General features: G+C 72.2%; 27 protein-coding genes. 14 read left to right on the top strand and 13 right to left on the bottom strand.

The annotated features are described in order from the left end of the window. Positions 1-14: 14 nt before the first annotated feature. Together ACETWP_RS06200 and ACETWP_RS06205 are read right to left on the bottom strand one after the other, a co-directional pair. Positions 15-782, bottom strand: coding sequence for an ABC transporter permease (locus ACETWP_RS06200; RefSeq protein ID WP_373971349.1), 768 nt, complete (start codon positions 780-782; stop codon positions 15-17). Next, the gene (locus ACETWP_RS06205) at positions 775-1,770 is read right to left on the bottom strand and encodes an ABC transporter ATP-binding protein (protein WP_373971350.1); all 996 of its coding nucleotides are present in this window, start codon (positions 1,768-1,770) and stop codon (positions 775-777) included. The genes ACETWP_RS06200 and ACETWP_RS06205 overlap by 8 nt, the downstream gene beginning before the upstream one ends. A gap of 102 nt (positions 1,771-1,872) precedes the next feature. On the opposite strand from ACETWP_RS06205, the gene ACETWP_RS06210 reads away from it, so the two are divergent. The 5 genes from ACETWP_RS06210 (at position 1,873) to ACETWP_RS06230 (ending at position 6,576) form a co-directional block, all read left to right on the top strand. Continuing rightward, complete coding sequence (locus tag ACETWP_RS06210; RefSeq protein WP_373971351.1) at positions 1,873-2,664, top strand: helix-turn-helix transcriptional regulator; 792 nt, start codon at positions 1,873-1,875, stop codon at positions 2,662-2,664. Beyond that, the gene (sufB, locus tag ACETWP_RS06215) at positions 2,661-4,121 is read left to right on the top strand and encodes a Fe-S cluster assembly protein SufB (RefSeq protein ID WP_373971352.1); all 1,461 of its coding nucleotides are present in this window, start codon (positions 2,661-2,663) and stop codon (positions 4,119-4,121) included. The genes ACETWP_RS06210 and sufB overlap by 4 nt, the downstream gene beginning before the upstream one ends. Positions 4,122-4,123: 2 nt before the next feature. Beyond that, a complete protein-coding gene (sufD, locus tag ACETWP_RS06220) occupies positions 4,124-5,401 on the top strand; it encodes a Fe-S cluster assembly protein SufD (RefSeq protein ID WP_373971353.1) in 1,278 nt (425 codons plus the stop codon). Positions 5,402-5,470: 69 nt separating this feature from the next. Then, positions 5,471-6,229, top strand: a complete 759-nt coding sequence (gene sufC / locus ACETWP_RS06225; RefSeq protein ID WP_373971354.1) for a Fe-S cluster assembly ATPase SufC — start codon at positions 5,471-5,473, stop codon at positions 6,227-6,229. A 2-nt stretch (positions 6,230-6,231) separates the two neighbouring features. Continuing rightward, positions 6,232-6,576, top strand: coding sequence for a metal-sulfur cluster assembly factor (locus ACETWP_RS06230; protein ID WP_373971355.1), 345 nt, complete (start codon positions 6,232-6,234; stop codon positions 6,574-6,576). 185 nt (positions 6,577-6,761) lie between these two features. Here the strand turns inward: ACETWP_RS06230 and ypfJ are convergent, their stop codons facing one another. Genes ypfJ through ACETWP_RS06250 form a run of 4 tightly spaced genes read right to left on the bottom strand, consistent with a single transcriptional unit; the run spans position 6,762 to position 9,679 of the window. Continuing rightward, on the bottom strand, positions 6,762-7,679 hold the full coding sequence (gene ypfJ, locus ACETWP_RS06235; RefSeq protein WP_373971356.1) for a KPN_02809 family neutral zinc metallopeptidase: 918 nt from the start codon (positions 7,677-7,679) through the stop codon (positions 6,762-6,764). 25 nt (positions 7,680-7,704) lie between these two features. Then, a complete protein-coding gene (locus ACETWP_RS06240; RefSeq protein ID WP_373971357.1) occupies positions 7,705-8,343 on the bottom strand; it encodes an energy-coupling factor transporter transmembrane component T family protein in 639 nt (212 codons plus the stop codon). Beyond that, entirely contained in the window at positions 8,343-9,059 is a 717-nt protein-coding gene (locus ACETWP_RS06245) for an energy-coupling factor ABC transporter ATP-binding protein (RefSeq protein WP_373971359.1), read from the bottom strand. Before ACETWP_RS06245 ends, ACETWP_RS06240 begins: the two co-directional genes overlap by 1 nt. A gap of 2 nt (positions 9,060-9,061) precedes the next feature. Further along, the gene (locus ACETWP_RS06250; RefSeq protein ID WP_373971360.1) at positions 9,062-9,679 is read right to left on the bottom strand and encodes a biotin transporter BioY; all 618 of its coding nucleotides are present in this window, start codon (positions 9,677-9,679) and stop codon (positions 9,062-9,064) included. 150 nt (positions 9,680-9,829) lie between these two features. Here ACETWP_RS06250 and ACETWP_RS06255 point away from each other — a divergent pair, with 150 nt between their 5' ends. Then, positions 9,830-11,431: an ABC-F family ATP-binding cassette domain-containing protein gene (locus ACETWP_RS06255; RefSeq protein ID WP_373971361.1), complete on the top strand. Its 1,602-nt coding sequence runs from the start codon at positions 9,830-9,832 to the stop codon at positions 11,429-11,431. Positions 11,432-11,527: 96 nt separating this feature from the next. Here ACETWP_RS06255 and ACETWP_RS06260 read toward each other — a convergent pair whose 3' ends face one another. Genes ACETWP_RS06260 through ACETWP_RS06270 form a run of 3 tightly spaced genes read right to left on the bottom strand, consistent with a single transcriptional unit; the run spans position 11,528 to position 13,327 of the window. Next, on the bottom strand, positions 11,528-12,421 hold the full coding sequence (locus ACETWP_RS06260) for an SURF1 family cytochrome oxidase biogenesis protein (protein ID WP_373971362.1): 894 nt from the start codon (positions 12,419-12,421) through the stop codon (positions 11,528-11,530). A 4-nt stretch (positions 12,422-12,425) separates the two neighbouring features. After that, positions 12,426-12,674 (bottom strand): hypothetical protein, encoded by a 249-nt coding sequence (locus ACETWP_RS06265; protein ID WP_373971363.1) that lies wholly within the window; start codon positions 12,672-12,674, stop codon positions 12,426-12,428. Then, complete coding sequence (locus ACETWP_RS06270) at positions 12,671-13,327, bottom strand: DUF3099 domain-containing protein (RefSeq protein WP_373971364.1); 657 nt, start codon at positions 13,325-13,327, stop codon at positions 12,671-12,673. The genes ACETWP_RS06265 and ACETWP_RS06270 overlap by 4 nt, the downstream gene beginning before the upstream one ends. A 122-nt stretch (positions 13,328-13,449) precedes the next feature. On the opposite strand from ACETWP_RS06270, the gene ACETWP_RS06275 reads away from it, so the two are divergent. The 3 genes from ACETWP_RS06275 to ACETWP_RS06285 all read left to right on the top strand — a co-directional run bounded on the left by ACETWP_RS06275 (position 13,450) and on the right by ACETWP_RS06285 (position 15,585). After that, on the top strand, positions 13,450-14,172 hold the full coding sequence (locus ACETWP_RS06275) for a beta-ketoacyl-ACP reductase (protein WP_373971365.1): 723 nt from the start codon (positions 13,450-13,452) through the stop codon (positions 14,170-14,172). A gap of 83 nt (positions 14,173-14,255) precedes the next feature. Further along, positions 14,256-14,657, top strand: a complete 402-nt coding sequence (locus tag ACETWP_RS06280; protein ID WP_373971366.1) for a hypothetical protein — start codon at positions 14,256-14,258, stop codon at positions 14,655-14,657. Between the two features lie 181 nt (positions 14,658-14,838). After that, the gene (locus tag ACETWP_RS06285; RefSeq protein ID WP_373971367.1) at positions 14,839-15,585 is read left to right on the top strand and encodes an SDR family oxidoreductase; all 747 of its coding nucleotides are present in this window, start codon (positions 14,839-14,841) and stop codon (positions 15,583-15,585) included. 201 nt (positions 15,586-15,786) lie between these two features. Here the strand turns inward: ACETWP_RS06285 and ACETWP_RS06290 are convergent, their stop codons facing one another. Both ACETWP_RS06290 and serB read right to left on the bottom strand, forming a co-directional pair. Further along, on the bottom strand, positions 15,787-17,478 hold the full coding sequence (locus tag ACETWP_RS06290) for a VanW family protein (protein WP_373971368.1): 1,692 nt from the start codon (positions 17,476-17,478) through the stop codon (positions 15,787-15,789). 147 nt (positions 17,479-17,625) lie between these two features. Beyond that, on the bottom strand, positions 17,626-18,693 hold the full coding sequence (gene serB / locus ACETWP_RS06295) for a phosphoserine phosphatase SerB (protein ID WP_373971369.1): 1,068 nt from the start codon (positions 18,691-18,693) through the stop codon (positions 17,626-17,628). Between the two features lie 113 nt (positions 18,694-18,806). Between serB and ACETWP_RS06300 the strand changes: the two genes are divergently transcribed. From ACETWP_RS06300 to lplAB, 5 genes are all read left to right on the top strand, one after another. After that, positions 18,807-19,598 (top strand): ABC transporter ATP-binding protein, encoded by a 792-nt coding sequence (locus tag ACETWP_RS06300; RefSeq protein ID WP_373971370.1) that lies wholly within the window; start codon positions 18,807-18,809, stop codon positions 19,596-19,598. A gap of 13 nt (positions 19,599-19,611) precedes the next feature. Beyond that, positions 19,612-20,409 carry a sulfite exporter TauE/SafE family protein gene (locus tag ACETWP_RS06305; protein ID WP_373971371.1) on the top strand — a complete coding sequence of 266 codons (798 nt, stop codon included), beginning with the start codon at positions 19,612-19,614 and terminating at the stop codon, positions 20,407-20,409. After that, a complete protein-coding gene (locus ACETWP_RS06310) occupies positions 20,409-21,215 on the top strand; it encodes a TrmH family RNA methyltransferase (RefSeq protein WP_373971372.1) in 807 nt (268 codons plus the stop codon). Before ACETWP_RS06305 ends, ACETWP_RS06310 begins: the two co-directional genes overlap by 1 nt. 217 nt (positions 21,216-21,432) lie before the next feature. Then, positions 21,433-21,687, top strand: coding sequence for a type B 50S ribosomal protein L31 (locus tag ACETWP_RS06315; protein ID WP_373971373.1), 255 nt, complete (start codon positions 21,433-21,435; stop codon positions 21,685-21,687). A gap of 111 nt (positions 21,688-21,798) precedes the next feature. Further along, entirely contained in the window at positions 21,799-22,908 is a 1,110-nt protein-coding gene (gene lplAB, locus ACETWP_RS06320) for a lipoate-protein ligase LplAB (RefSeq protein ID WP_373971623.1), read from the top strand. Positions 22,909-22,996: 88 nt separating this feature from the next. Here the strand turns inward: lplAB and pepN are convergent, their stop codons facing one another. Together pepN and ACETWP_RS06330 are read right to left on the bottom strand one after the other, a co-directional pair. Continuing rightward, positions 22,997-25,663 carry an aminopeptidase N gene (pepN, locus tag ACETWP_RS06325; protein WP_373971374.1) on the bottom strand — a complete coding sequence of 889 codons (2,667 nt, stop codon included), beginning with the start codon at positions 25,661-25,663 and terminating at the stop codon, positions 22,997-22,999. A gap of 84 nt (positions 25,664-25,747) precedes the next feature. After that, positions 25,748-26,803, bottom strand: coding sequence for a putative sulfate exporter family transporter (locus ACETWP_RS06330; protein ID WP_373971375.1), 1,056 nt, complete (start codon positions 26,801-26,803; stop codon positions 25,748-25,750). Positions 26,804-26,825 lie beyond the last annotated feature (22 nt).

Raw genomic sequence — 26,825 nt, forward strand, 5'->3', positions numbered from 1 at the left:
GGCGTGCGGTGGGGCTAGTTCCACTTGAACCAGCGGGTGGCGGCGATCCCGGCCAGGACCGTCCAGACGACCAGGACCAGAAACGCGCCGCCGAGGAATCGCCCGTCGATCAGGGCGGCGCGCATCGCGTCCCCGAGCGCCGAAGACGGCAGGGCCTGCACGACCGGCTGCAGGGCCGCGGGCATGCTGGTCGCCGGAATCAGGAGCCCGCCGCCTGCGGCGAGCAGGACCCAGGCCAGGTTGGTGATGGCCAGGGTCGCCTCGGGCCGGACGGTGCCGGCGATCAGCAGCCCCAGGGACGTGAAGGCGGCGGCCCCGAGGACCAGCAGCGCGGCGGCCAGGGCGAGGCCAGCCGGGGCCGGGCGCCATCCCATCAGGAGGGCCGCGCCGCCGATCACCACCAGCTGGACCAGCAGCACGGCGAGCACGGCGAGGGCCTTCCCGAACACCAGCCCGGCCCGTCCGAGCGGCGTCGTCGACAGGAAACGCAGGACCCCGTAGCGGCGGTCGAAGCCGGTGGCGATGCCCTGTCCCGTGAACGCGGTCGACATCACGCACAGGGCCAGCACACCCGGGGCGGCGGCGTCGATCCGCTGGGGCGCGACGCCGTCGAGCACGTCCACGAATACCAGGCCGAAGAGCGCGAGCAGCGGCAGCACCACGGCCAGGACCAGCTGCTCGCCGTTGCGCAGCATGGCCTCGGCCTCGTAGCGTCCCTGGCGCAGGATCCGGGTCAGTTGGGGAGCCGCGTTGCCGCGGGCCTGGACGAGTCGCTCAGCCACGACGGCCTCCTTCGGCTATTTCGAGGAAGACGTCCTCGAGGCTGCGCGGTTCCATTGCGATCGAGGTCGGAAACACGCCGTTCGCCGCCCACCACGCGGCGACGGCCGCCAGGTCCGCGGGGGAGCCGAGCGAGGTGACGCGGTACTGGCCGGGGGAGTCCTCCACCAGCGCGGTTCCCTCGGCGAGGCGGAGTGGCGTCGCGGGCCGCCTCCCGCCGCCCGCCCCGGCGGGCTCGGCCGCCAGGCCCGGGCGGGCGGTGAAGGCCAGTGTCCGGGACTCGGCGTCGGACGTGGCGCGCGCCGTCAGTTCCGAGACCGTGCCCTCGGCCACGTTCGTCCCGGCGTCGATGATGTAGACGTAGTCGGAGAGCCGCTGCGCGTCCTCCATGAGATGGGTCGTCAGCACGATGCACAGCCCCCTCGAGCGCAGCTCCCCGATGAGGTCGAACACCGTCTGGCGGGACTGTGGGTCCAGGCCCGCGCTCGGCTCGTCCAGGAAGACCACCTCGGGGTTCCCGACCAGTGCGGCCGCGAGCGCCACGCGCTGGCGCTGGCCCCCGGAAAGGCGGCGGATGGTGGTGTGCGCTAATTCGTCCAGCCCCAGCCGCGCCGCCAGCTCACCGACCGGAGCGGGATGCGCGTACATGCCGGCGACGTGCCGGAGGAGTTGCAGCGGCTTCGCCGACGGCGGCAGGCCGCCGTCCTGCAGCATCACGCCGACGCGCGACCTGAGCGGGCTGCCGGCCGTGGCCGGATCCTGTCCCAGGAGGCGCACGGTCCCGCCGTCGGGCTTCAGCAGGCCCTGCGCGCACGCAAGGGTCGTGGATTTCCCGGCTCCGTTGGAGCCCAGGAGCGTGGTCACGGCCCCGGCGTGCGCGGTGAGGCTGACGCCGTTGAGCACGCGGACCATGCGACCGTCGAGTGCGGCAACGGGGCCGAAGTCCTTGCGGAGGCTGTCGACGACGAGGCTGGGGGCGGAGTGGGGCACCGGATCATTCTACGTCAGGTAGAGTTTCGGCCGTCGCGCGGCTGGCCCCAAGTAAGGCCCTCCTTGCTGGCGCGGCACGTGTGATTAGGTGATGATTGTGTTGTGTATTCACCCCAGTCGACCTCGCAGCGGACGGACCCCACGGGCCGCCCCGGCGCCGTCGTGCCCGAAACCGAGGAGCGCACCAGGGACCGCGTCCTGCACGCGGTGCTCGAGGAGGGCCCCGTCAGCGCGGCCGAGCTCGGCGAGCGTCTGGGGTTCACCCCGGCCGCCGTCCGCCGCCACCTCGACGCCCTGAGCAAGCAGGGGCTGGTGGAGGTCAAGCTGGTCGCGAACCAGGCCACGGGCGCCGGGCGCCCGGCCCGGCGCTACGTCTTGAGCCACCGCGGCCAGACCAAGCTCGGCAACGACTATCTGGACATCGCCACGGACGCGCTGGCCGAACTGGGGCGGATGGCCGGCCCGAAGGCCGTGAACGCGTTCGCCGCGCGCCGCTTCGCCGAGATGGAGCGGCGCTACCGCCCGCTCGTGGAGGCGGCGGGCGAGCGCCTGGAGGACCGGGCCCGCGCGCTGTCCGAGGCGCTGAGCGCCGACGGCTTCGCGGCATCCACGCGCGACATCGGGCTGAACCAGCCGACGGCGTCCATGTTCAGCGTCCAGCTGTGCCAGGGCCACTGCCCCATCCAGGACCTGGCCCGGGAGTTCCCGGTGTTCTGCGACGAGGAAACGCAGGTCTTTTCCCGCCTCCTCGGCGTCGACGTGCGACGGCTGTCCACGCTGGCGCGCGGCGGGCACGTCTGCACCACACACGTCCCCGTGGGACGTCACCAAACTCCTCAGCCCGCTGAGAAGAGAACTCGAGTCAAGATCACTAGGCAGGAGAGGCCGCGATGACGGATCAGATTGCACAGGAGACCGCCGACCCAGGCGTGATTGCCGAGATCCTGGAGAGAAACCCCGAGCTCCACGGAATCGGCACCTACGAATACGGCTGGTCGGACAAGAACGACGCCGGCGCGAACGCGCGCCGCGGCATCAACGAGGAAGTCGTCCGCGACATCTCGGAGCTCAAGAGCGAGCCAGAATGGATGCTCGACCTGCGCCTCAAGGGGCTGAAGTACTTCGACCGCAAGCCGATGCCCACCTGGGGCGCCGACCTCAGCGGCATCGACTTCGACAACATCAAGTACTTCGTCCGCTCCACCGAGAAGCAGGCGACCACCTGGGACGAGCTTCCCGACGACATCAAGAACACGTACGACAAGCTCGGCATCCCCGAGGCCGAGAAGCAGCGGCTGGTCTCCGGCGTGGCCGCCCAGTACGAGTCCGAGGTGGTCTACCACCAGCTGCGCGAGGACCTCGAGGCGCAGGGCGTCATCTTCCTGGACACGGACACGGGCCTGCGCGAGCACCCGGAGATCTTCCAGGAGTACTTCGGCTCGGTCATTCCGGTCGGAGACAACAAGTTCGCCTCGCTCAACACGGCCGTGTGGTCCGGCGGGTCCTTCGTGTACGTCCCCAAGGGCGTCCACGTGGACATCCCGCTGCAGGCCTACTTCCGCATCAACACCGAGAACATGGGCCAGTTCGAGCGGACGCTGATCATCGCGGACGAGGACTCCTACGTCCACTACATCGAGGGTTGCACCGCGCCGATCTACCAGTCCGACTCGCTGCACTCGGCCGTCGTGGAGATCATCGTGAAGAAGGGCGCCCGCGTCCGCTACACGACCATCCAGAACTGGTCGAACAACGTGTACAACCTGGTCACCAAGCGCGCCGTCTGCGAGGCGGGCGCCACCATGGAGTGGGTCGACGGCAACATCGGCTCCAAGGTCACCATGAAGTACCCGGCCGTCTACCTGGTCGGCGAGCACGCCAAGGGCGAGACGCTCTCCATCGCCTTCGCCGGCGAGGGGCAGCACCAGGACACCGGCTCCAAGATGGTGCACATCGCGCCGAACACCTCGTCGTCGATCGTCGCCAAGTCGGTGGCGCGCAACGGCGGCCGCTCGGCCTACCGCGGCCTGGTGCAGGTCCGCGAGGGCGCGAAGGGCTCGCGCAACTCCGTGGTCTGCGACGCGCTGCTCGTGGACACCATCTCGCGCTCGGACACCTACCCGTACATCGACGTCCGCGAGGACGACGTGACCATGGGCCACGAGGCCACCGTCTCGCGGGTCAGCGAGGAGCAGCTCTTCTACCTGATGTCCCGCGGCCTGGCCGAGGACGAGGCCATGGCCATGATCGTGCGCGGGTTCATCGAGCCCATCGCGCGCGAGTTGCCGATGGAGTACGCGCTCGAGCTGAACCGCCTCATTGAACTTCAGATGGAAGGATCCGTCGGTTAGCCATGACTGATACCGCAACAGAACTCACGGAAGAGAAGGCGCGCATCGGCGCCCCGTCCATCGACGGCTTCACGGAGGAGGGCGAGAACCTCTCCCCGGTCAACGCCGACGCGTCCCCCTTGGGCGGCGCGAGCGCCAAGGCCCACAGCCACGGACAGGGCGCCGGCGTGCCGGACTCCTCCCGCGCCGGGCGGCTCACCAGCTACCGGCTCGAGGACTTTCCGGCCCTGACCGGCCGCGAGGAGGACTGGCGCTTCACCCCGCTCAAGCGGCTGGGCGGCCTGCACCGGGACGTGCCCGCGGGCCCGGCCCCGGCCGTGGACGTGCGGTCCGCCGGTGCCATCCGGCAGGAGACCGTCGGCATGGACGACCCGCGCGTCGGATCCGCCGGGATTCCGGAGGACCGCGTGTCCGCCAACGCCTGGAACGCCGCCGCCGAGGCGACCGTGCTCACGGTTCCGGCCGACACCGAGGCCGGAACCGTCACGGTCACCCTGACCGGCTCCGGGATGGCGGCGTCCGCGCAGCACCTGGTGCTGGTCGCGGAGCCCAACTCCAGCGCCGTCGTCGTGCTGGACCACGTCGGATCCGCCGTCGTGGCGGAGAACGTCGAAATCGACGTGCGGGACGGTGCGCGCCTGACCGTCATCTCGCTGCAGGCCTGGGAGGACGGGTCGATCCACGCCAGCTCGCAGCAGGCCAAGATCGGCAAGGACGCCAGCTTCAAGCACATCGCCGTCTCCTTCGGCGGGGACCTGGTCCGCGTGACTCCGTCCGCGCGCTTCGCCGCGCCGGGCGGAAAGGCCGAGCTGTTCGGCCTGTACTTCGCCGACGCCGGCCAGCACCTGGAGCACCGCCTGTTCGTGGACCACGCCGTGCCGCGCTGCACGTCGAACGTCCTCTACAAGGGCGCGCTGCAGGGCAAGGACGCGCACACCGTGTGGGTCGGCGACGTCCTCATCCGCAAGGAGGCCGAGGGGACCGACTCCTACGAGGCCAACCGCAACCTCGTGCTGAGCGACGGCGCCCGCGCCGACTCCGTGCCGAACCTCGAGATCGAGACCGGCCTCATCGAGGGCGCCGGGCACGCCAGCACGACGGGCCGCTTCGACGACGCGCACCTGTTCTACCTGATGTCGCGCGGCATCGACGAGAAGACCGCCCGCCGCCTGGTGGTCCGGGGCTTCCTGAACGAGATCATCCAGCAGATCCGCGTCCCCGAGCTCGAGGAACGCCTCAACGAGACCGTCGAGCGCGAGCTCGCCGCCACGGAGCACTAGGCCCCGCGCCGCACCCCCTCACACAGACCACGACGCCGGCGCGGCCGGCACAGGAGAGAACGGACACCAATGTCTACTCTGGAAATCAAGGACCTTCACGTCTCGATCGACACCGATCAGGGCACCAAGGAAATCCTCAAGGGCGTCACGCTGACCATCAAGACGGGCGAGACGCACGCCATCATGGGACCCAACGGGTCCGGCAAGTCCACGCTCGCCTCGACGATCGCGGGCCACCCGCGCTACAACGTCACCTCCGGCGAGATCCTGCTGGACGGCGAGAACGTCCTGGAGATGAGCGTCGACGCCCGCGCCCGCGCCGGCCTCTTCCTCGCCATGCAGTACCCGGTCGAGGTCCCCGGCGTCACGATGACCAACTTCCTGCGCACCGCGAAGACGGCCATCGACGGCACCGCCCCGAGCCTGCGCCACTGGACGAAGGACGTCAAGGCGGCCATGGCCGACCTGAAGATCGACGCGGACTTCGCCAACCGCAACGTCAACGAGGGCTTCTCCGGCGGCGAGAAGAAGCGCGTCGAGATCCTCCAGCTCGAGCTCTTCAAGCCCAAGTTCGCGATCCTCGACGAGACCGACTCCGGCCTCGACGTCGACGCGCTCAAGGTCGTCTCCGAGGGCGTCAACCGCGCCCAGGCGGAGCACCAGATGGGCACGCTGCTCATCACGCACTACACGCGCATCCTGCGCTACATCAAGCCGGACTTCGTGCACGTCTTCGTCGACGGCGCCATCGCCGAGCAGGGTGGCCCGGAACTCGCGGACCGTCTCGAGGAAGAGGGCTACGACCGCTTCCTGGCAGTGAAGGCCTGATCATGACCGCCGGGAACGACGTGGCACAGGGAACGGACCGGACGCCCCTCGAGGACGTCGAAGAGGCGCTCAAGGACGTCATCGACCCCGAGCTCGGGGTCAACGTGGTGGACCTGGGGCTGCTCTACGGGCTGAAGTACGCCGAGGACGGCGCGCTGCTGATCGACATGACGCTGACGACGGCGGCCTGCCCGCTCACCGACATGATCGAGGAGCAGGTCGGGCAGTGCATCAGCGGCGTCGTGGACGACTACCGCCTGAACTGGGTGTGGATGCCCCCGTGGGGTCCGGAGCGGATCACCGACGACGGCCGCGACCAGATGCGGGCCCTCGGCTTCAACATCTAGCAGGCGTCTTCGCTGGCAGACGTCTCCGCAAGCAGACGTTTCCGCATGACGATGGCGGGACCACACCCCGGGGTGTGGTCCCGCCATCGTCATGTCTCGGTCGCTCGTGTCTGGGTCCCTCACGTCTCGACCGCTCACGTCTCGGTCGCTCAGGTCTTAAACGCTCAAGTCCCGGACCAAGGTTCCTAGGAGGCCGGGCGGTCCAGGTCGGCGGCCCCGAGCGTGTCGCACCGGTTGATGTCGCCGGTCCGGTAGCCCGCGAGGAACCAGGCCTGGCGCTGTGCGCTCGATCCGTGGGTCCACGCCTCGGGGCTGACGCGGCCCGTCGCCGCCTGCTGGATCCGGTCGTCGCCGACCGCCGCGGCGGCGGACAGCGCCGAGCGCAGATCCGTCTCGGTGAAGGGCTCCATGAACGTCTCGCCCTCGGCGTTCCGGGTCTGCGACGCGTGGGCGGCCCACAGGCCCGCGAAGCAGTCCGCCTGCAGCTCCACGCGGACCGCGCCGGACCGCGGGCCCGTCCCACCCTCCTGCGAGTTCCGCAGGGTGCCGAGGTGGTTCTGGACATGGTGCCCGTACTCGTGGGCGACGACATACTCCTCGGCCAGCGCGCCGCCGTCGGACCCGAAGCGCGAGGACAGCTCGCCGAAGAACCCGGTGTCGAAGTACGCGGTCTCGTCCGCCGGGCAATAGAACGGTCCGACGGCGCTGCTGGCCGCGCCGCAGCGCGTGCTGACGGAATCCGCGAAGATCTCGACCGCGGGTTCGGCGAGTGTTTCCCCGTACCGCTCCAGGTACGGCACCCAGAACGCGTCCAGGCTCTGGGTCGTGGCCACGATGCGGCAGTCGGTCCGGGCGTCCGCGTCGGCCCCGGTCGTGCACTCGTCGACGGCCCGCGTCCCGGACCCGTCGGCCGGCTGCTCCTGGACGGTGTCCCCGCCGAGGCCGAGCCCCTCAAGCAGCGCCGGGTTGATCCCGAGCAGGCTGGCGATGAGCAGGACCAGGATGCCGCCGCCGCCGGCGGCGATCTTCCCGCCCCGTCCGCCCCGCCCGCGCGAATCGCGCACCCGGCCCGAGTCGATGCGCGTGTTGTCGTTGAAACTCATGGATCGAGAATACCCGTGCCGCGGGTCAGGGCCCGGAGTCCGCGCCACCCTCGAGCAGGCCGCGGGCCGCGAGCGCGTCGCCGGTCTGCTGTGCGTAGGCGACCGTGGAGACGACGACGGGGCTCGCGAGCGCCAGCGGGTTCCTGCCGAGGCCGCGGGCCCGGGCGGCGTCGCCGACGTCCTGCGCCGCGCCGAGCACGGCGGGGATGCTCCGCAGCATCAGCGCGACGGCCAGCGCGAAGGCGTCGGGGTCGAGGCCGACGCGTCGCGCGGGCGACGCCGCGCGGGCCAGACCGTCGATCAGTTCGGATTGCGGTGTGGTCAGGAGCAGCAGGCGGGCGAGCTGGAGGCAGGCCAGCATTCCGCCCACCATCGTCGCGGCGAACACGGGCCCATTCAGCCACCACTGGTGGGCCGCGAGGATGGCGAAGAGCCACCACATGGCGCGCAGGGGAGCCGCCCAGGCGCGGAACACGGCCCGGCCGGCCAGCGCGTACAGGCCGACCGACGCGGCCAGCAGCACGGCGGTCGTGGCGGGGCCGCGCAGGAGCACGACGGCGGCTCCGCCGAGCACGAGCACGGAGTACTTGAGCCACAGCGGCGCCCGGTGCACGGGGGACCGGCCCGGGATCTGCAGGCCCAGGAGGGCCGCGTGGCCGCGCATCAGCGCCCGCCGCCAGCGAGGGCGAGCGACCGGTAGTGTTCGACGGCGGACGCGGCGGGACCGTCGAACACGACGACGCCGCCGTCGACAACCAGCGCGCGGTCCGCGCGCGCGGCGAACTCGAGGTCGTGTGTCGCGTAGAGGACCTGCTGCGGAAGCCCGTGGATCGTGTCCTGCAGGAGGGCGTTGTTCCGCAGGTCGAGCAGCGTGGTGGGTTCGTCCGCCACGAGGATGTCCTGACCCGCCGCGAGCACGCTCGCGAGCGCGGCGAGCTGCCGCTCGCCCCCGGAGATGTCGTAGATGCTGCGGTCGGCGAGGTGGGCGATGCCGACGGCGCCGAGCGCGCGCAGGGCGGCGGCGCGGCGCTCCCTGCCGTCCCGCACGGTGGCGCGGAGCGACAGCTCGACGTCCTCGGCGACCACGGGCATGACCAGCTGCGAGAGCGGGTCCGTGAACAGGAAGCCGACCTTGCGGCGCACGTCGCGGGCGCGCGCCACGGAGTCGAGGCCGTCGACCTCCACCGATCCGGTCGTGGGACGGGTGAGGCCGTTGACCAGCCGGAGCAGGGTCGACTTGCCGGAGCCGTTGGCCCCGATCACCGCGACGCGCGGCTCGGTCAGCTCCAGCGTCAGCGGCCGCAGCAGCACGGTCTCCTCGGCCTGGGCCCCGCTCCCCGGGACGGAGACCCCCGCGGCGCGGAAGGCGATCCTCGACACGGTCAGCGCTGGAAGTCCCGGCGGGCCAGCCGGGGGAACGCCTTGAAGACGGTGACGGCCACGGCGGCGGCGAGCAGGTTTTTCACGACGTCGCCCGGCCAATACAGGAGGTCGTACGCGGCCGCCTGGGACAGGGGGATCTGCGCGTTGATGCTCATGCCGACGATGCCCATCGGGTGCGTCACCAGGATGGACCCCGCCATGGCGCTGAGGAAGAGCAGGGCGAAGCGCCAGCGCGTCGTCCTGCGCAGGACCAGTGTCGCGAGGGCGCCGGCGACCAGCGCGGCGAACGGAAAGGCCAGGAGGTAGCCGGCGCTGGGACCGGCGAGCACGCCGAGGCCCCCGCTGAACCTCGCGAAGACGGGGATCCCGGCCAGGCCCACCACGAGATAGAGCAGGACCGAGGCGGAACCGCGGAGGCTGCCCAGGATCAGGGCCGCGAGGCTCACGCCCAGGGTCTGCAGCGTGATCGGTACCCCGAGGGCGCCGACGGGGATCGCGGGCACCAGGGTCAGCGCGGCGATCAGCGCCGCGAAGACCGCGATGAGGGAGAGGTCGCGGGGGCCGATGCCGGCCCGGGCAGGCGTCGTGGCGTGCGCGCCGTGTTGGAGGTTGGTCATGCCGGAAAGCGTACTTGATCACCGTTCAATTGTCGTGGGCGGCGTTCAGGTGTGCGCTGTGGCGGGCGTCACTGGGAGCCCCGGGGCGTCATTCCCGGTACACTGGAGAGTTGCGTGCCCTGCGCCCCCGCCCCCACCGAAAGGTTCCCCGTGATTTCCGTTGTCGACCTCGAGCTCCGTGCCGGCGCTCGCCTCTTGATGGACGGCGTGTCCTTCCGGATCGACAAGGGGGACAAGATCGGTCTGGTGGGGCGCAACGGCGCCGGCAAGACCACGATGACCCGGGTGCTCGCCGGGGAAAGCCTGCCCGCGGGCGGCTCCGTCACCAGCACGGGCTCTATCGGCTACCTGCCCCAGGACCCGCGGACCCCGAACATGGAGCAGCTGGCGCGCGACCGCATCCTCTCCGCCCGTGGCCTGGACATCGTGGTGGCCAAGCTCAAGAAGTGCCAGGACGAGATGGGAAGCGACGACCCGCAGGTCCGGGACAAGGCGATGGGACGCTACGACCGGATCGAGGCGGAGTTCATGGCCAACGGCGGGTACGCCGCCGAGTCCGAGGCCGCGGCGATCTCCAACAACCTGTCGCTGCCCGAGCGCCTGCTCAACCAGCCGCTGAGCACGCTCTCCGGTGGCCAGCGCCGCCGGGTCGAGCTCGCCCGGATTCTCTACTCCGACGCCGAGACGCTCCTGCTCGACGAGCCCACCAACCACCTGGACGCGGACTCGATCGCGTGGCTGCGCGAGTTCCTCAAGAACCACCAGGGCGGCCTGATCGTGATCTCGCACGACACCGACCTCCTGGAGGCCACCGTCAACAAGGTGCTGCACCTGGACGCGAACCGCGCCACCATCGACGTGTACAACCTCGGCTGGAAGCGCTACCTCGAGCAGCGCGAGACCGACGAGCGGGCCCGCAAGCGCGAGCGCGCCAACACCGAGAAGAAGGCCGGCACCCTGTTGGCGCAGGCCAACAAGATGAAGGCCCGCGCGTCCGGCGCCTCCGCCGCGCAGAGCATGCTCAAGCGCGTGGACCGCCTCATGGGCGGCCTGGAGGAGGTGCGCGCCCAGGACCGCGTGGCGGCGCTGCGCTTCCCGGACCCCGCCCCGTGCGGCAAGACCCCGCTGACCGCCGAGGGGCTGAGCAAGTCCTACGGCTCGCTGGAGATCTTCACCAACGTCGACCTGGCGATCGACCGGGGCTCGAAGGTGGTCATCCTGGGCCTGAACGGCGCCGGCAAGACGACGCTGCTGCGCATGCTCGCCGGCGTGGCCGAACCGGACACCGGCGACGTGATCGCCGGCTACGGACTCAAGGTCGGCTACTACGCGCAGGAACACGAGACGCTCGACACCGAGCGCAGCGTCCTGGAGAACATGCGTTCGGCGGCGCCGTCCAGCCTGGGGGACGCGGAGGTCCGCGGGATCCTCGGCTCCTTCATGTTCAGCGGGGACGACGTCAACAAGCCGGCCGGCGTGCTGTCGGGCGGCGAGAAGACGCGCCTGGCGCTTGCGACGATCGTGGCCTCCAGCGCCAACGTCCTGCTGCTCGACGAGCCCACCAACAACCTCGACCCCGCCAGCCGCGCCGAGATCCTCAACGCGCTCAGCAACTACCCCGGCGCCGTCGTTATGGTCAGCCACGACGAGGGCGCCGTCGCCGCGCTGAACCCCGAGCGCGTCGTGCTCCTGCCCGACGGCGACGAGGACCTCTGGAGCGACAGCTACCTGGACCTGGTGACGCTGGCCTAGCGTCGGAGGAGCGCCGCCGCGGCGCGGCCAGGCGCCGGGGGCGGCCCGCTCCTCGGCGCCATGCCGCGCGCCGCCGACACTAGCTATTCGCCGACACTAGCTCTTCCGGCCCGCCTCCAGGGAGTCCAGGTAGGCGTCCTCGAGCTCCTCGTCCGTGGGCCCCCCGTCCCTGCGCCTGGCGGGCCGGCGCCGCGGCGCACGGTACGCCGAGTGCAGCACCTCGACGCCGGCGGCCTCGGCCTCGGCGGCCTCCTCGCGGTCCTCGCGGTTGATCCTGGCCTGCTGCTTGGCGGCGTAGCCAAGGCCGACGAACCCGAGCACGGCGAACGCGAACCACTGCAACGAATAGGAAAGGTGGTTCCCCTCGTCGATCTCCGGCCGGGGCAGCGCCGCCGGCGTGCTGGCCGGGGCCGGCGCCTCCGAGGCGAGGACCCCGTACGCGCCGGTCTGGACGTCGTAGCCGAGCAGCCGTTCATACCGCTCGAGCTGGATCGACGCGAGCTGCCCCGCGGGCGCGGTCCGGCCGACGTCGGGTTCGCCCGCCTTGAGCCTCGCGACGACGTCCACGGTGCCCGACGGCGGAGCCGGGACGGTGTCCGGGCGGCCGGCCGTGTCGTTGCCGATCGGCAGCCAGCCGCGGTTGACGACGACGACGTCGCCCTCCTGCGTGCGGAAGGGCACGAGCACCTCGTAGCCCGGCGCCCCGTTGAGCGGCCGGTTCCTCACCACCGCGGTGTCGCGGTCCAGATACTGCCCGCGCAGCGCCACGGGGGTCCACGTCCGCTCCGGGTCCAGCCGTGAGAACTCCCGGCTCGCCTCGGCGTAGGGCACGGGCGCGGCGTCGTAGTTCGCCGCGACGAGGCCGTTGTCCGCGCGTGCCTCGTCCAGCCGGTTCATCTGCCAGTTGCCCAGGGCCGCGCAGGCGGCGGCGAAGACGCAGACCATGAGGAACCAGCCGAGCCATCGGGTGCTGGCGAGGAAGCGGTACAAGGGTTCAGGACTCCTGGGTCGGTTCGTTGGGGGCCAGGGGGAGGGTCTCCCGCCACAGGCCGCGCTCGGACAGGTACGCGCGGAACCACTCGACGTGGGCGTCGCAGGCCAGCCACACCTTGCGGCGGTCCGGCGCGTGGATGCGCGGGTTGTTCCACAGCAGGCGCCAGAGCGCGGGTTCGCGGCAGCCCTTGCGCGAGCAGGTGGGGACGTCGGGACCGGCGACCCCGGCCAGTTGGTCGAACAGGCTCATTCCCCGGCCCCCCGGGGCGCGGCCGGGCCGGCCGCCGGCCTGGGCTCCGGTCCGGGCCCGGGTTCCGGAGGGTCGCCCTCGACGAGCTCGCCCTCCAGCACCAGGGGGGCGTCGTCGGGGTCCCCGCCCGGAGCGTCGCCCGGGCGCGGGGAGCCGCGGTGGTCTCCGCGGCCGCTCCGGCGGTGCCATTCCGTGGTGCCGGCGTTGGAACCCGTAGCGTCTGAGCCCGCAGCGCCCGAACCCGTAGCGTCGGAGCCCGCAGCGTCGGACCCCGTAGCGTCGGCCCCGGCCGCTTCGCCGGCGGCCGTCCCGCCGGCGGGGCCGCCGGCGGGGCTGCCGGCACCCAGCGCGTCGCGGGGTGCCTCGTCGAGCAGGGACGTGCTGGCGACGCGGCGGCTCTGGTCCGAGCCACCGTTCGCGATGACCACGGCGACCCACGGAAGGAAGATGGCGCCCGCGAGGAAGATCCACTGCAGCGGGCCCGAGGAGAAGAACGCCGCCACGAAGCAGGCCATGCGCACGCTCATCGAGATCGTGTATTTGACCATGCGGGAGTGCTGTTCCACCGAGCGCGACGTGTCGGCGTCGGTGATGTTGTAGACGGGCTCGGGGGGCGCGTGTCGTCCGTGCTGTGTGTTCGGTGGCTGGCTCATTTTTCTCCGTCGGCTGCCCAGCCATTGTCTCACCGGACGGCGCCCAGAACTAACCCGGCCGCACCGCTGCCCGCTAGGATGGCTCAGACTCCCAGCAGCCCCCATTCCACGGAGGAACACCCATGGCAGAGAACACGTCCGCACCCCGCAGCGTCCTGATCACCGGCGGCAACCGGGGCATCGGCCTGGCGATTGCCCGGGCCTTCGAGGCGAACGGGGACAAGGTCGCCATCACGTACCGCAGCGGCGACGTGCCCGAGGGGCTCTTCGGCGTCAAGGCCGACGTCACCGACGCCGCGTCGATCGACGAGGCGTTCACCGCCGTCGAGGCCGCGCACGGTCCCGTGGAGGTCCTGGTCGCGAACGCCGGCGTCACCCGGGACACGCTGCTGCTGCGGATGAGCGAGGAGGACTTCACCTCTGTCATCGACACGAACCTGACCGGGGCCTTCCGTGTCATCAAGCGCGCGTCCAAGGGCATGATCCGTCTGCGCAAGGGCCGCGTCGTGCTCATCTCGTCGGTCGTGGGACTGTACGGGTCCCCGGGGCAGATCAACTACGCGGCCTCCAAGTCCGGGTTGATCGGGATCGCCCGCTCCCTGACCCGCGAGCTGGGTTCGCGCGGCATCACCGCCAACGTGGTGGCCCCGGGCTTCATCAACACCGACATGACCGCGGAGCTGCCCGAGGAGACCCGCAAGAGCTACCTGTCCGGGATCCCCGCCGGACGCTTCGCCGAGGCCGAGGAGGTCGCCGGCGTCGTCCGCTGGGTCGCGAGCGACGAGGCCGCCTACATCTCCGGCGCGGTCATCCCGGTCGACGGCGGACTGGGCATGGGCCACTAGCCGCCACCCCCGCGCGCGTGGTCCCGCGAAGGCACACCGACGAAGGGGCAGCCTCCGTCCACGAACCGTCACGAAGGCACACCATGACCGAAGGCACCGGGAGGCGGCGCCGCGCCGACGTCGCCATCGATCCGCACGGCGCCATCAACACCCAGCGGCCCGGCAATGCGGCCCTGCGCCTCGCTGCCACCGCCATGGTCGTGCTCCCGGCGCTCGGCGGGGCCGTCGTCGCCGGGTTCGTCGCCTCGCTCTTCACCGTCCGCGTGGACGCGGTCCTCCCGGCGGCATGCGTGGGTGCGGTCCTCGCCGGCACGCTCTCCCTGCGCCTGCTGCTCCGGGCCGGCCGCGGCAAGCGCGAGGACTTTCGCCGCGCCGGCGGCGATCCCTCCGGGATCTCGACCGCCATGTTCGGCGCCATGCGCGGGGAGAGGCTTCCGGACGGCACGTGGGCCTGGACGCCCCAGCCGTCGGGGGACTACGTCTGAGCGCTCCGCCGCCCGGGCCGGAGCTGCCGGTCCCCCGCGGACACGGCATTCCTTGGAGGATTCCTACAAGAGCCGCCGACGCGGCTGCTGGCAGGATGGAGCTGAAGGTCGGCGCGCCACGTGGCGCTTGACGCTTCCCCACAACCGCGCGCCGCGCGTCCCCCACGTTTAGGAGTGCCAGATGTCCGAACTCACCGGCAAGACAGCCATCGTCACGGGATCCTCCCGCGGCATCGGCGCGGTGGTGGCCCAGAACCTCGCCGCCCAGGGCGCCGGGGTGGTCATCAACTACCGCCAGAAGGCCCCCCGGGCCAACAAGGTCGTGCAGGGCATCGTCGATGCCGGTGGCCGGGCGGTCGCCGTCGGCGCCGACCTCACGAGCCCGGAGGGGGCGCAGGCGCTCGTGGACGCCGCCGTCGAGAACTTCGGCGGACTGGACCTCCTGGTGCTGAACGCCTCCGGCGGCATGGAGTCGGGCATGGGCGAGGACTATGCGCTCCGCCTGAACCGCGACGCGCAGGTCAACATGCTCGAGGCCGCCGCGGCGGCCATGCCGGCCGGCTCCCGGGTGGTGTTTGTGACCAGCCACCAGGCGCACTTCATCGACGAGGTCGCCACCATGGATGCCTACGAGCCGGTCGCGCGCTCCAAGCGCGCCGGCGAGCTGGCGCTGCGTGAGCGGATTCCCGCCCTCGCGGAGCGGGGGATCGAGCTGGTCGTGGTCTCCGGGGACATGATCGAGGGCACCGTCACCGCGACCCTGCTGGACCGCGCCCAGCCGGGGGCCATCGAGGCCCGCCGCGAGGCCGCGGGCAAGCTGTACTCGGTCGAGGAGTTCGGGGCCGAGGTGGCCCGCATGGCGACCGCCGACGTCCCCAGCGGCCACACCGAGTACGTGGGCGGCGCCGGGCACTTCACCCAGGGCTGACGGCGGCGGCCCGGCCGCCGGGGCCCCGACGCGGAGCGGACCGCCATGGTTCCCCGCGTCGGGGCCTTTTGCCTGCGTGCGGGCGCCCGGATCGCGCCGCCGGGGAAGCCGCCGGGGAAGTCGCGGAGTCGAGACCCGGCCGTGGGGGCCCCCCACCCCCGGGCTTCGGCGCCGGAATCCCGGCGCCGACCCGTGGACCGTCTAGGGCTTCTCCCCGCAGACGACCTTGTTCCAGGGCTGGTAGGTCCACCGCAACGTCTCGCGGGGCAGGGTCCGCGTCGCCGACTTCCGGTCCCGGGTGACGGTGACGCTGAAGCCCTCCTGGCCCCCGGACTCCGGCACGCACTTCTCGCCGGCGTTGTAGACGGTCCGCGGTTTCCTCACGTCGAAGTGGTCCGACGTGGACGTCGCCACGTCCCAGACGTCCGTCCCCCACAGGCGGGTGTAGACGCGGTCCGCGACCCAGGTCTGGATCATCACGGCGTGCCCGGTGTTGTTGCGCCACTTCATGTCGATCACGCCCTCCCACAAGGTTGCCTCGCGGCCGGCCGGGTAGCGGTCGAACCAGCGGCTGTGCGGCTGGTGCTCGACGTCGTCCATCCCGGCCAGGAACCCGGCATTGAACAGCTGCGTGGAGATCTGGGAGAGCCCTCCGCCGAGCGCCTTGGACTCGAACCCGTCCACGACCACGCCGGAGTCGAAGTAGCCGTTCGCCGCGGTGATCGGCGCCAGATGCTCGATGAGGGAGAACGTCTCCCCGGGCATCACGAGCACGCCGTTGAGCTTGGCGGCGCCGGCGCGGAGGTTCTTGGTCCGCAGGGCGTCGTAGGTCGGGTAGGGGGTGGAGAACTCGACGAGCTGCTCCTTGACGCCCAGCGCCTTCGCTCCCGCCGTGGTGAGCTCCGGCTGGGTCACGGACAGCTTGACCGCCGCGGTGCGCCGCGGCGTCGACGCCGCCTTGAGGATCTTGTCCGCCAGCCCGGCGGTGTCGACGCCGCGCCCGGGAACGGACGGCAGGACGGCAGGGCGCCCGTTCCGCAACTCGATGCGGGCGTCGCGGGCCGTCGACGCCAGGTCGGGGTTGGCCTCGAGCAGGGCGTCGGCGAGGGCCTCGTTGTCCAGCGTCATGGACACCCGGTCGTCGGCGACCGCGAACGCGGCCGCGTCGGCGAGGACCTCGGGGCCCAGCGAGGCCTTCAACCCGCCCGCGGTCACGGTCACCGGGCCGGCCACGAGCGGCTCGGCGAGGTCCGTGCGGGCCCGGTCGAAGGCCTTGGCCTCGACGGCGGGCTCGATGGTTTCGGCCGGCAGGTCGATGGGTCGCGGGGCGTCGAACCACGCGGCGGCGACCAGGGGGACCGCGGCGTCGATGTCGACGACGGAGCCCGCGACGGGTTCCGCGACGGAGGGTCGGGCGTCCCTGAAGGCGATGGCCCCTTCGACGGGGACGCGGTCCAGCCGGGCGGACGCGGCCTCGAGGGCGCCGCGCAACCGGTCCTCGTCGGCGGTGAGCACGGGTTCGAGGGGCCCGCCCCCGGACAGGCGGTGCCACAGGACCGACGGATCGAGCGTGTAGCCGGTCTGGTCCTCGAGCGTCGCGTCGACGTCGAGGGCCAGCCCGGAGGCCGCGGGGTCGAGGGTCGCGTCGCGCCCGGCGGCGGCCACCCGGACGCCGCGCCCGGCGACGGGGCCGAGCTCCGCGTGGAGGGCGTCGGCCGCCTGCGCGGCATCCATCCCGCCGATGTCCACGCCGTGCACCTTGGTGCCCGCGGGGACCTGGCCCCCGAGGAACCAGGCGCCGCCGGCGTAGGCTCCCGCCAGGACGACCGCTGAGGCGCCGCCGACCAGCCAGGCGGTCCGCAGGCGCCCCCGCTTCGTGTCCCGAACCTTCAAGATTCCGCTCCCGTTCCGCCCGCCCTGGTGCCCTGCGGCGCGCAAGTCACTCCCGCAACATTACCGGTGGCGCGGGCCGGAGGCGTCGTCCGGCGCGCGACGTGCGCCCGCTGTCGGCCCCGGTCGGGTTCCCGAGGGCGTCGGTGCTCAGATCCCGACGAGGTGCCGGATGACGTCCAGCCGCGGCAGGTCGATCGCCGCGTCGGCCCCCCTGCGCAGGGCGGGCTGGGCGTTGAAGGCGACGCCGAGGCCCGCCGCGCGCACCATGTCCAGGTCGTTGGCGCCGTCGCCGACCGCGATGGTGTGCGCCACGGGGATGCCGAGCGACAGGGCCCATTCGCGCAGCCGCGCCTCTTTGGCGGCGCGGTCCACGACGTCCCCGACGACCGTGCCGGTCAGGCGTCCGCCCTCGATGCCGAGCTCATTGGCGTTCGCGAAGTCGAGCCGCAGTTCCGCCGCCAGCGGCGCGAGGATCTGGATGAAGCCCCCGGAGACGACGCCGACGGCGTGGCCCGCGGCGCGGAAGGCCCCGACCAGCTCGCTGGCCCCGGGTGTCAGTTCGACGGCGTCGCGCACGGCCGCGATCACCTCCTGCTCCAGTCCGGCGAGCGTCGCGACACGCGCGTGGAGGCTTTGGGCGAAATCGAGCTCGCCGCGCATGGCGGCCTCGGTGACCTCCGTGACCTCCGCCTCACACCCGGCGTGGGCGGCGAGCATCTCCACGACCTCCTGGCGGATCAGGGTCGAATCGACGTCCAGCACGAGGAGCATCCGTGGCGCGTGGAACAGGTCCGACGGCACAACGCACGCGCCCGTTCCGGCGTCGAAGGAGTCCTTCGCCCCCAGGACCGCGGCGCGGAGGCCCGCGAGCCCGCCCGGGGCGCGGTACGTCGCGGCAGATCCACCGCCGGGCAGGCCGTCGGCGCCCGTCGCCGCGGCGGAGAGGGCCCCGGCGGCTAGGGTCCCGGCGGATAGGGTCCCCACGGGCGATGGCCCGGCGAACGAAGCCTGCGGCTGCGCGGAGGACGCCGCACGGGCTTCCGCGGGCCGCACGGCCAGGCGCGCGCCGCAGAAGCCGTCCCCGGAAAACGCCTCGCGCGAGGCGACGGCGAATCCGGCCTCTGCGATCGCCTCGAGGAGCGCCGGGGGTTCGGCGGCGGGCGCCCCGTCCGGGCCGGCGGGGGAGTAGTGGACGACGTAGGCGGTGGTTTGCATGGTGCGATTCTCCCGGCTCCGCGGCGCCCGGTGCCAATCGTGACTTGCGGGCGGGGCGCGGCCCGCTGCCCGCGTTTGGTTGATTCGGCGGACACTGGCCTAGTGTTTTGTCCATGAGTGAAGTGCTGGGTTTCGCCGGGGTCAACGTGGTTCGTGGGCGCAAGAGGCTGTTGAAGGACATCGATTGGCAGGTCAACGACGGCGAGCGGTGGGTCGTCCTGGGCCCCAACGGCGCGGGCAAGACCACGCTGATGCAGATCGCCGCGACCCGGATGCACCCCACCTCCGGCCTGGCCGGCGTCCTCGGCGAGGTGCTCGGGGCCATCGACGTCTTCGAGCTGCGGCCGCGCATCGGCCTGTCCTCCGCCGCGCTGGCCAACCACATCCCGGGGCACGAGACGGTGCTGAACGTCGTGGTGACCGCCTCCTACGGCACCACGGGCCGCTGGCGCGAGGAATACGAGCAGCTCGACGAGCGCCGCGCCTTCGCGCTCCTGCACGACTGGGGCATGTCCACCATGATGAACCGGACGTTCGCCTCGCTCAGCGAAGGCGAGCGCAAGCGCGTCCAGATCGCCCGGGCGCTGATGACGGACCCCGAGCTGTTGCTGCTCGACGAGCCCGGGGCCGGACTGGACCTGGCCGGGCGCGAGGACCTGGTCCGCCGTCTGACGGAACTCGCCGCCGACGAGGACGCCCCCGCGATCGTCCTGGTCACCCACCACCTGGAGGAGGTGCCGCCCGGGTTCACCCACGCGCTGCTGCTCCGCGAGGGTGGCGTCGTCGCCGCCGGGCCCATCGCGGAGACGCTGACCGAGGAGAACCTCAGCGCGGCCTTCGACGTCCCGCTGAAGGTGTCCTCGGACGCCGGACGGTACACCGCCGTCGCGCGCGTCGGCGCCTGACCCGGGGTCCTCCATGGAGTTCTGGCGCGAAGCGCTCATCCTGCTCGGCGGGCTGTGGGCGGGAACGATCAACACGATCGTCGGTTCCGGCTCGCTCGTCACGTTCCCGATCCTCGTGGCCCTCGGCTACGCCCCGGTCAACGCCGTGATCTCCAACGCCATGGGACTCGTCGCGGGCGGTTTCTCCGGCGCGTGGGGCTACCGCCGCGAGGCCGCCAGCGTGCCGCGGACCCTGCTCAAGCTGCTCCCGGCCTCCTTGCTGGGCGGACTCGCCGGGGCGTACCTGCTGCTGCACCTGCCCGAGACGGTCTTCGGCTACGTCGCACCGGTGCTCATTGTTGTCGCGCTCGCGCTGGTGATCTTCCAGCCGCGCCTCTCCGCGTGGGCGAAACGGCGGCAGGACATGGAGCACGTGGAGCCGGAACAGGCCGACGCGCAACGCCTGTCCCCGGTCCTCTACCTCCTCGTGTTCCTGGTCGGCGTCTACGGCGGCTACTTCACCGCCGCCCAGGGCATCCTGCTCATGGGTGTGCTCGGCGTGTTCTTCCACGGGTCCCTGCAGCAGTCCAACGCGATCAAGGTGATCCTCTCGCTCGTGGTCAACCTCGTGGCGGCGTGCTCCTACCTCCTGTTCGCGTTCGAGCGGATCGACTGGCTGGTGGTCCTGCTGATCGCCGTCGGCTCCACGATCGGCGGTCTCGTCGGCGCCCGGATCGGCCGGCGGCTGTCGCCCGTGTGGCTCCGCGCCGTGATCGTCGTCCTCGGCGTCGTCGCGCTGGGCGCCATGCTCGGACAGCTGGTCAACGGCTGATGCCGGTCATCCCCATCGAGTCCGCGCGGGACCCCCGCGTCGGCGACTACGTGAGCCTCAGCGACGCCGCGCTGCGGCAGCGCACCGATCCGGGACGCGGGCTGTACATCGCGGAGAGCTCCAAGGTCCTGCGTCGCGCGCTGGCCGCGGGGCACACGCCGCGCTCCTTCTTCCTGGCCGAGAAGTGGCTGGACGGGCTGGCCGATGTGCTCGCCGCCCACCCGGAGATCCCGGCGTTCGTGGGCGAGCCTGCCGTGCTGGAGGAGATCACCGGATTCCACCTGCACCGCGGCGCGCTGGCTGCCATGAACCGGCCGGAGCCGCTCGCGGTCTCCGCCGTCCTCGGCGGCGCCTCCCGGGTGGCCGTCCTGGAAGACATCGTGGACCACACCAACCTCGGCGCGATCTTCCGCTCCGCCGCCGCCTTGGGCATCGACGCCGTGCTGATCACCCCGCGCTGCGCCGACCCGCTCTACCGGCGGGCCATCCGGGTGAGCATGGGCGCGGTCTTCCAGGTGCCGTGGGCCCGGCTCACCGACTGGCCGGCCGACCTCGCGGCGCTCCGGGCGCACGGCTTCACGCTCGCGGCCCTTGAACTGACCGAGGGCGCGTCCTCCATCGACGACGTCGCCGCGGAGCGCGTCGGCCGGCTGGCCCTGATGCTGGGCACCGAGGGTGCCGGTGTGTCCGCGGCGGCCCTCGCCGCCGCCGACCGCACCGTCATGATCCCGATGCGTCCGGGGGTGGACTCGCTGAACGTGGCGGCGGCCTCCGCCGTCGCGTTCTGGGAACTGCGCGACAGGTGAGCCGCGGGGCACGGGGAACCGGGCGCGGGGCAGTAGGGGGCGGCCACTGGCGGAGGATCGAGGGGTGCCGGGGGAGCGTGCACGAACACGTGGCGCGGCCGACTTGGGCGGCCGCGGGCCAGCGGGCTATAGTGGAAAGTCGGTTCCGTGACGAACGGTCCGAATTCTTCCGTATGGCCGCTGGCAAAATCCAGTGGCTCGAACAAAGGTTTCCAACATGAAGGCTGACGCACACCCGAAGTACGCCCCGATCGTGTTCCACGATCTGGCCTCCGGCGAGAAGTTCCTCACCCGGTCCACCGCCACGTCCAAGAAGACCATCGAGTGGGAAGACGGCAACACCTACCCGGTCATCGATGTCGAGATCTCCGCCGCCTCGCACCCGTTCTACACGGGCAAGCAGCGCATCATGGACTCCGCCGGACGCGTCGAGCGCTTCAACGCGCGCTTCAAGAACTTCGGCAAGAAGTAGCACTTCCGCATGTCGCGAAGGGACCCCCGCGGGGGTCCCTTCGTCGTTTAACCGCGCGGCGGGCCTCGGTAGACTGGAGGCATGTCCCCCCAGCATCCCGCCAGCGATCCGATGCCCCAGCAGACCCCGGCGGGAGCCGCGCGGGGAGACGCCCGGTCCCACCACGGCGAGTACAAGGTGCCGGGCGGGAAGCTGGTGATCGCCGACCTGCGGACTGCCGACGTCGCCGGCGAGCGGCGGATCGTGTCCGCGAGCGTCAACGGCGACTTCTTCCTGGAGCCGGACGAGGCGCTGCAGGACATCAACGGGGCCCTCGAGGGGCTGCCGGTCCACACCCCCCATGGCGCGGTGCGCGACGCGGTGTCCGCGGCGGTCCATCCGGAGGCGGTCATGTTCGGCTTCGACCCCGCGTCGGTCGCGGTCGCCGTCCGCCGTGCGTTGGGGCACGCGACCACCTGGGCCGACCACACGTGGGAGGTCATTCCCCCGCTGACCCTGCCGATCGCGGTGCAGGTGGCCCTCGACGAGGTGCTGACGCGCGAGGTGGCCCGCGGGCTGCGTCCGCCCACGCTGCGCCTGTGGGACTGGGACGAGCCCTCCGTGGTGATCGGCAGCTTCCAGTCGTTGCGCAACGAGGTGGACCCGGATGGCGCGGACCGCCACGGCGTGACCGTGGTGCGTCGCATCAGCGGAGGCGGCGCGATGTTCATGGAATCCGGCAACGCGATCACGTACTCCCTGTACCTGCCCGTGTCGCTCGTGGACGGGATGTCGTTCGCCGACTCCTACCCGTTCCTGGACGCGTGGGTCATGGAGTCCCTGGCCGGACTCGGCGTCGAGGCCTTCTACAAGCCGCTGAACGACATCGCCACCCCCCACGGAAAGATCGGCGGGGCTGCGCAGAAGCGGCTCGCCGGCGGCGCCATGCTGCACCATGTCACGATGTCCTACGACATCGATGCCGACAAGATGGTCCAGGTGCTGCGGATCGGGCGCGAGAAGCTTTCCGACAAGGGCACCGCGAGCGCCGCGAAGCGCGTGGACCCGCTGAAGCGGCAGACCGGCATGCGGCGCGGGGACATCATCGAGGCCATGATCGCGACCTTCGAGGCGCGCTACGGCGCCCGCCGCTCCGCGTTGTCGCCGGGGACGCTGGCCGACGCCGAGGCGCTGGCGGAGTCGAAGTTCCGCACCACCGAGTGGCTCCACCGCGTGCCGTAGCTGGTGCCGGCCGCCCAGGCCCCGCCCGCGGCCCGGAGGCGGCGCGCGCTATCCCCGAGGCCCGGGGGCGGTGCGCGCTGTCCGGGCTCTAACCCCGCGGGGCGGCGGCCGGTCCGCGCAGTGAGATCGCCTGCCCGCGCAGCGACCGGGCCAGCTGGTCCCGCTGCTCGATCACGACGCGCCGCAAGGCCCGTGGCGCGTCTCCGGAGTCGCCGAGCCACCGGTCGGCGGCGAGCAGCACGGGGTGCGCGTCGGGACCCTCGGCGCCGACGTCCTGCCGGACCGGGAAGAGCCCCTGGACCACGCGGGTGGCCTGTCCGATGCTCATGCGGGACCAGATCCCGGCCAGCGCCGGCCAGTAGCCGGCGTAGTGGCCGTCGATCAGTGCGTGCTCGCCCACCGTGAAGCCCTCGGCCGTGGCGCTGAGCGCGTCGTTGGAGAGCGTTCGGCCGTTCGCGTCCGCGCCCGACAGCGCCGCGTCCCACGCGGCCCGCTTGACCCCGGCGTCGGGCCGGGAGGCGAGCGCGAGCGCGTGGCCCACGGCGGCGACGGCCGAGGGCGCCGAGCCGAGCTCGGCGTCCAGGCGTTCCCGGCCGGCCAGGCCGCGCGCGGCCAGCGCCTGCAGCAGGGCCCAGCGCAACTCCTCGTCGACGGCCAGGCCGGGCACCGAAGCGGAGCCGTCCAACAGGCCGACGACGGCGTCCTCGCCGCCGCCGCCGCGCGCCAGCCGGGCCAGCGTGCGCGCGAAGGCAAGCTGGTGGTCCGAGCCCGGATCGGCGGCGCGCATCAGTTCCACGACGCGTTCCACAAGGAGCCCGCGCTCCCGGGCGCGCGGTTCCGGGGCGCAGTACGACTCCAGCGCGGCGACGGCCTGGTCCAGCAGCATCTGCAGGACCCCGACCTCGCGGACCGACGCGGCCATGCGCCGCACGGCCTCGAGGAAGTCCGGAGCGGGCAGCGCCCCGTCCCGCACCATGTTCCACAGCGCGGCCCACGCCGTGGCGCGCGCGAGCGGTTCGTCGAGGGTGTCGAGGTGCCGCAGCAGGACGCCGAGGGAATGGTCGTCGAAGCGGACCTTGGCGTAGCTGAGGTCTCCGTCGTTGGGCAGCAGCACCGCCGGCCGGGGTCGGCCGGCCAACCACGGAAGGTCGGCGGACTCGCCGGTGATCTCCACGTCCACGGAATCGGTGCGCACCAGTGCGCCGTCGCGCACGCCGAAGACGCCCAGGCGCGTCACGTGCGGGCGCAGGACGCGGCGGCCCGTGGCCGGGTCGGTCCCCTCCTGGCGTAGGCGGGCCGCGCGGACGGTCGCGCCGTCGTCGTCGAGTTCAAGCTCGACGCTCAGCACCGGGACGCCGGCGGTCTGCAGCCAGGCGGCGGACCAGGCCTCCATGTCGCGTCCGGAGGCCCGCTCGAGCTCGTCGAGGAAGTCGCGCAGCGTCGTGTTGCCGTAGGCGTGGCAGCGGAAGTAGGCGCGCACCGCGGAGATGAAATCCTCGCGCCCCACGTAGGCGACGAGTTGCTTGAGCACCGCGGCGCCCTTGGCGTACGTGATCCCGTCGAAGTTCTGCCGTGCGGCCTCGAGATCCGTGATGTCGGCAACGATCGGGTGCGTCGTGGGCAGCTGGTCCTGGACGTAGGCCCAGGCCTTGCGCCGGTTGGCGAAGGTGACCCAGGCCGTCCGCCAGTCGGTCGCCTCGTCCACCGCCAGGGTCCCCATGAAGTCCGCGAAGGACTCCTTGAGCCACAAATCGTCCCACCAGCGCATGGTCACCAGGTCGCCGAACCACATGTGCGCCATCTCGTGCATGATCGTGTTGGCTCGCCCCTCGTACTGGGCGTCCGTGGCCCGGGACGTGAACACGTAGTGCTCGGTGAACGTGACGAGCCCGGGGTTCTCCATGGCGCCGAGGTTGTATTCGGGCACGAACGCCTGGTCGTACTTGCCCCAGGGGTAGGGGTAGTCGAAAAGGTCGTGGAAGAAGTCGAGGCCGCGCTTCGTCACGTCGAAGATGGCGTCCGCGTCGAAGTGCGGCGCCAGCGAGGCGCGGCAGGAGGCGCCGAGCGGCACCTCCAACACCCCGCCGTCGTCGAGCCGGCGGGTCCAGGTGTCCGCCACGTAGTGGTAGGGGCCGGCCAGGACCGCGGTGATGTAGGTCGACATGTGGCCCGTGGGCGCGAACGACCAGGTCGCGGTGCCGTCGCCGTGCTCCTCGCGGCGGGCCTCCGCCTGGTTGGACGCCACGTGCCAGCCCGCCGGGGCCGTCACAGTGAACGTGAACTCCGCCTTGAGGTCCGGCTGCTCGAAGTTGGCGAAGACGCGGCGCGCGTCCGCGGGCTCGTACTGGGTGTAGAGGTAGGTCTCGCCGTCCGCCGGATCCACGAAACGGTGCATGCCCTCGCCGCTGCTGCTGTAGAGCGCGGTGCCGTCGACCTCGACCGTGTTCTCCGGCTGGAGCCCCTCCAGCAGGATCCGGGATCCCACGACGGCGGTTCCGGTCTCCAGCGCCGTGCCGTTGAGGACCACGCGGTCGACCCCGCCGTGGATGAAGTCGAGGAACGTCGAGGACCCGGGGGACGCCGCGGAGAACCGGACGGTGGTGCGGGACCGGTAGCCGGCGACGGCGGGGTCGGCAGCCCGCGAGAGGTCCAGCGCGACGTCGTAGGAATGCGCGCGGACGGCCGCCGCGCGGGCCGCGGCCTCGTCGCGGCCGAGGTTCTGGTTCGGGGGCTGTATCGCCTCGTGCTGTTCCACCCGCCCATTCAACCATCAAACGAGTGCTTTACATCACAAATCCCGCAGATGAAGCGGGCCGGGGGCGGTCTGCCATCGACCGCGTCAGGCGGCCATCGCGGCGACCGCGCCGAGCCCCGCGGCGGCGACGACCAGCCACGCGGTGAGCGCCGCGGCCGTCGCGCGCCACGCGGTGCGGAACAGGGCACGGACATCGATCGCGAAACCGAGCCCGACGAGGGCGCCGGCCAGCAGCAGGTGCTGGGCCACGGCCGCGGCGTCGAGCACCGCGTCGGGCAGCAGACCCGTGGAGCGCAGGGCCACCATCGCGGCGAAGCCGGCGACGAACAGTGGCACCAGCGGTGCTCCCGCCCGGGCCGCGCCGCCTCCGGGCGCGCGCCGGGCCGCCAGGGCGCCGAGCAGGGTCACCGGTGCGAGCGCCAGCACGCGGACCAGCTTGACGACGACGGCGGCGGCCAGCGCGGCCGCGCCCGCGGTCTGCGCCGTGGCGACGACCTGGCCGACGTCGTGCACCGAGGCCCCCACCCAGCGCCCGAAGTCCACCGCGCCGAGCCCCAGCGCGGCGTTCGCGGCCGGGAGCGCCGCGATGGCGAGCGTCCCGCAGAGCGTCACGAGGGCGACGGGCACGGGCGCGTCGCGCTGGCTGCCGCGGGCCTGGGCCATCGCGCCGATGGCGCTGGCGCCGCAGATCGAGAACCCCGCCGCCAGCAGGACGGGCTGGTCGCCGGGCAGGCGGAACAGCTTGGCCGCCAGCCAAGTCCCGCCGAAGGCGACGGCGACGGCGACGGCGATAGCCGCCACCCCGCCCACGCCGAGCGCCGCGACGTCGGCCAGGACCAGCTGGAGGCCCAACAGGACGATCCCCGCCCGCATCAGGTGCCGCGCGGCCCACGCCATGCCCGGAGACACGCGTGCCTTCCCCCCGGCGGCACCGGTCCGCCCGCGGGCCGCCGCCGGACCCCACGGCAGGTTCGACGCCAAGGCGCCGAGCAGGACGCAGAGGCTGAGCGCGGGCGCCCCCGGGAGCAGGGCGTGCAGGCCAAACGCCGCGGCGACGACGGCCGCGGCGGCCGCCAGTCCCGGCAGCAGGCGGCCGAGGACGCGGCCGGGGGCCGCCGGGGCGGGCGTGGAGGACGGCATGGGGGCCTTTCGCGGGAACAAG

This window comes from Arthrobacter halodurans (assembly GCF_041877255.1).
Classification (GTDB): Bacteria; Actinomycetota; Actinomycetes; order Actinomycetales; family Micrococcaceae; genus Arthrobacter_N; species Arthrobacter_N halodurans.

Coding starts and splice junctions, on each gene's coding strand:
- sufC (WP_373971354.1), top strand. CDS start 5,471: ATGTCTACTCTGGAAATCAAGGACCTTCACGTCTCGATCGACACCGAT.
- ACETWP_RS06250 (WP_373971360.1), bottom strand. CDS start 9,679: ATGACCAACCTCCAACACGGCGCGCACGCCACGACGCCTGCCCGGGCC.
- ACETWP_RS06280 (WP_373971366.1), top strand. CDS start 14,256: ATGACCGAAGGCACCGGGAGGCGGCGCCGCGCCGACGTCGCCATCGAT.
- ACETWP_RS06310 (WP_373971372.1), top strand. CDS start 20,409: ATGCCGGTCATCCCCATCGAGTCCGCGCGGGACCCCCGCGTCGGCGAC.
- ACETWP_RS06285 (WP_373971367.1), top strand. CDS start 14,839: ATGTCCGAACTCACCGGCAAGACAGCCATCGTCACGGGATCCTCCCGC.
- ACETWP_RS06330 (WP_373971375.1), bottom strand. CDS start 26,803: ATGCCGTCCTCCACGCCCGCCCCGGCGGCCCCCGGCCGCGTCCTCGGC.
- ACETWP_RS06300 (WP_373971370.1), top strand. CDS start 18,807: ATGAGTGAAGTGCTGGGTTTCGCCGGGGTCAACGTGGTTCGTGGGCGC.
- serB (WP_373971369.1), bottom strand. CDS start 18,693: ATGCAAACCACCGCCTACGTCGTCCACTACTCCCCCGCCGGCCCGGAC.
- ACETWP_RS06240 (WP_373971357.1), bottom strand. CDS start 8,343: ATGCGCGGCCACGCGGCCCTCCTGGGCCTGCAGATCCCGGGCCGGTCC.
- ACETWP_RS06265 (WP_373971363.1), bottom strand. CDS start 12,674: ATGAGCCTGTTCGACCAACTGGCCGGGGTCGCCGGTCCCGACGTCCCC.
- ACETWP_RS06275 (WP_373971365.1), top strand. CDS start 13,450: ATGGCAGAGAACACGTCCGCACCCCGCAGCGTCCTGATCACCGGCGGC.
- sufB (WP_373971352.1), top strand. CDS start 2,661: ATGACGGATCAGATTGCACAGGAGACCGCCGACCCAGGCGTGATTGCC.
- ACETWP_RS06230 (WP_373971355.1), top strand. CDS start 6,232: ATGACCGCCGGGAACGACGTGGCACAGGGAACGGACCGGACGCCCCTC.
- ACETWP_RS06305 (WP_373971371.1), top strand. CDS start 19,612: ATGGAGTTCTGGCGCGAAGCGCTCATCCTGCTCGGCGGGCTGTGGGCG.
- lplAB (WP_373971623.1), top strand. CDS start 21,799: ATGCCCCAGCAGACCCCGGCGGGAGCCGCGCGGGGAGACGCCCGGTCC.
- ACETWP_RS06315 (WP_373971373.1), top strand. CDS start 21,433: ATGAAGGCTGACGCACACCCGAAGTACGCCCCGATCGTGTTCCACGAT.
- ACETWP_RS06270 (WP_373971364.1), bottom strand. CDS start 13,327: ATGAGCCAGCCACCGAACACACAGCACGGACGACACGCGCCCCCCGAG.
- ypfJ (WP_373971356.1), bottom strand. CDS start 7,679: ATGAGTTTCAACGACAACACGCGCATCGACTCGGGCCGGGTGCGCGAT.
- sufD (WP_373971353.1), top strand. CDS start 4,124: ATGACTGATACCGCAACAGAACTCACGGAAGAGAAGGCGCGCATCGGC.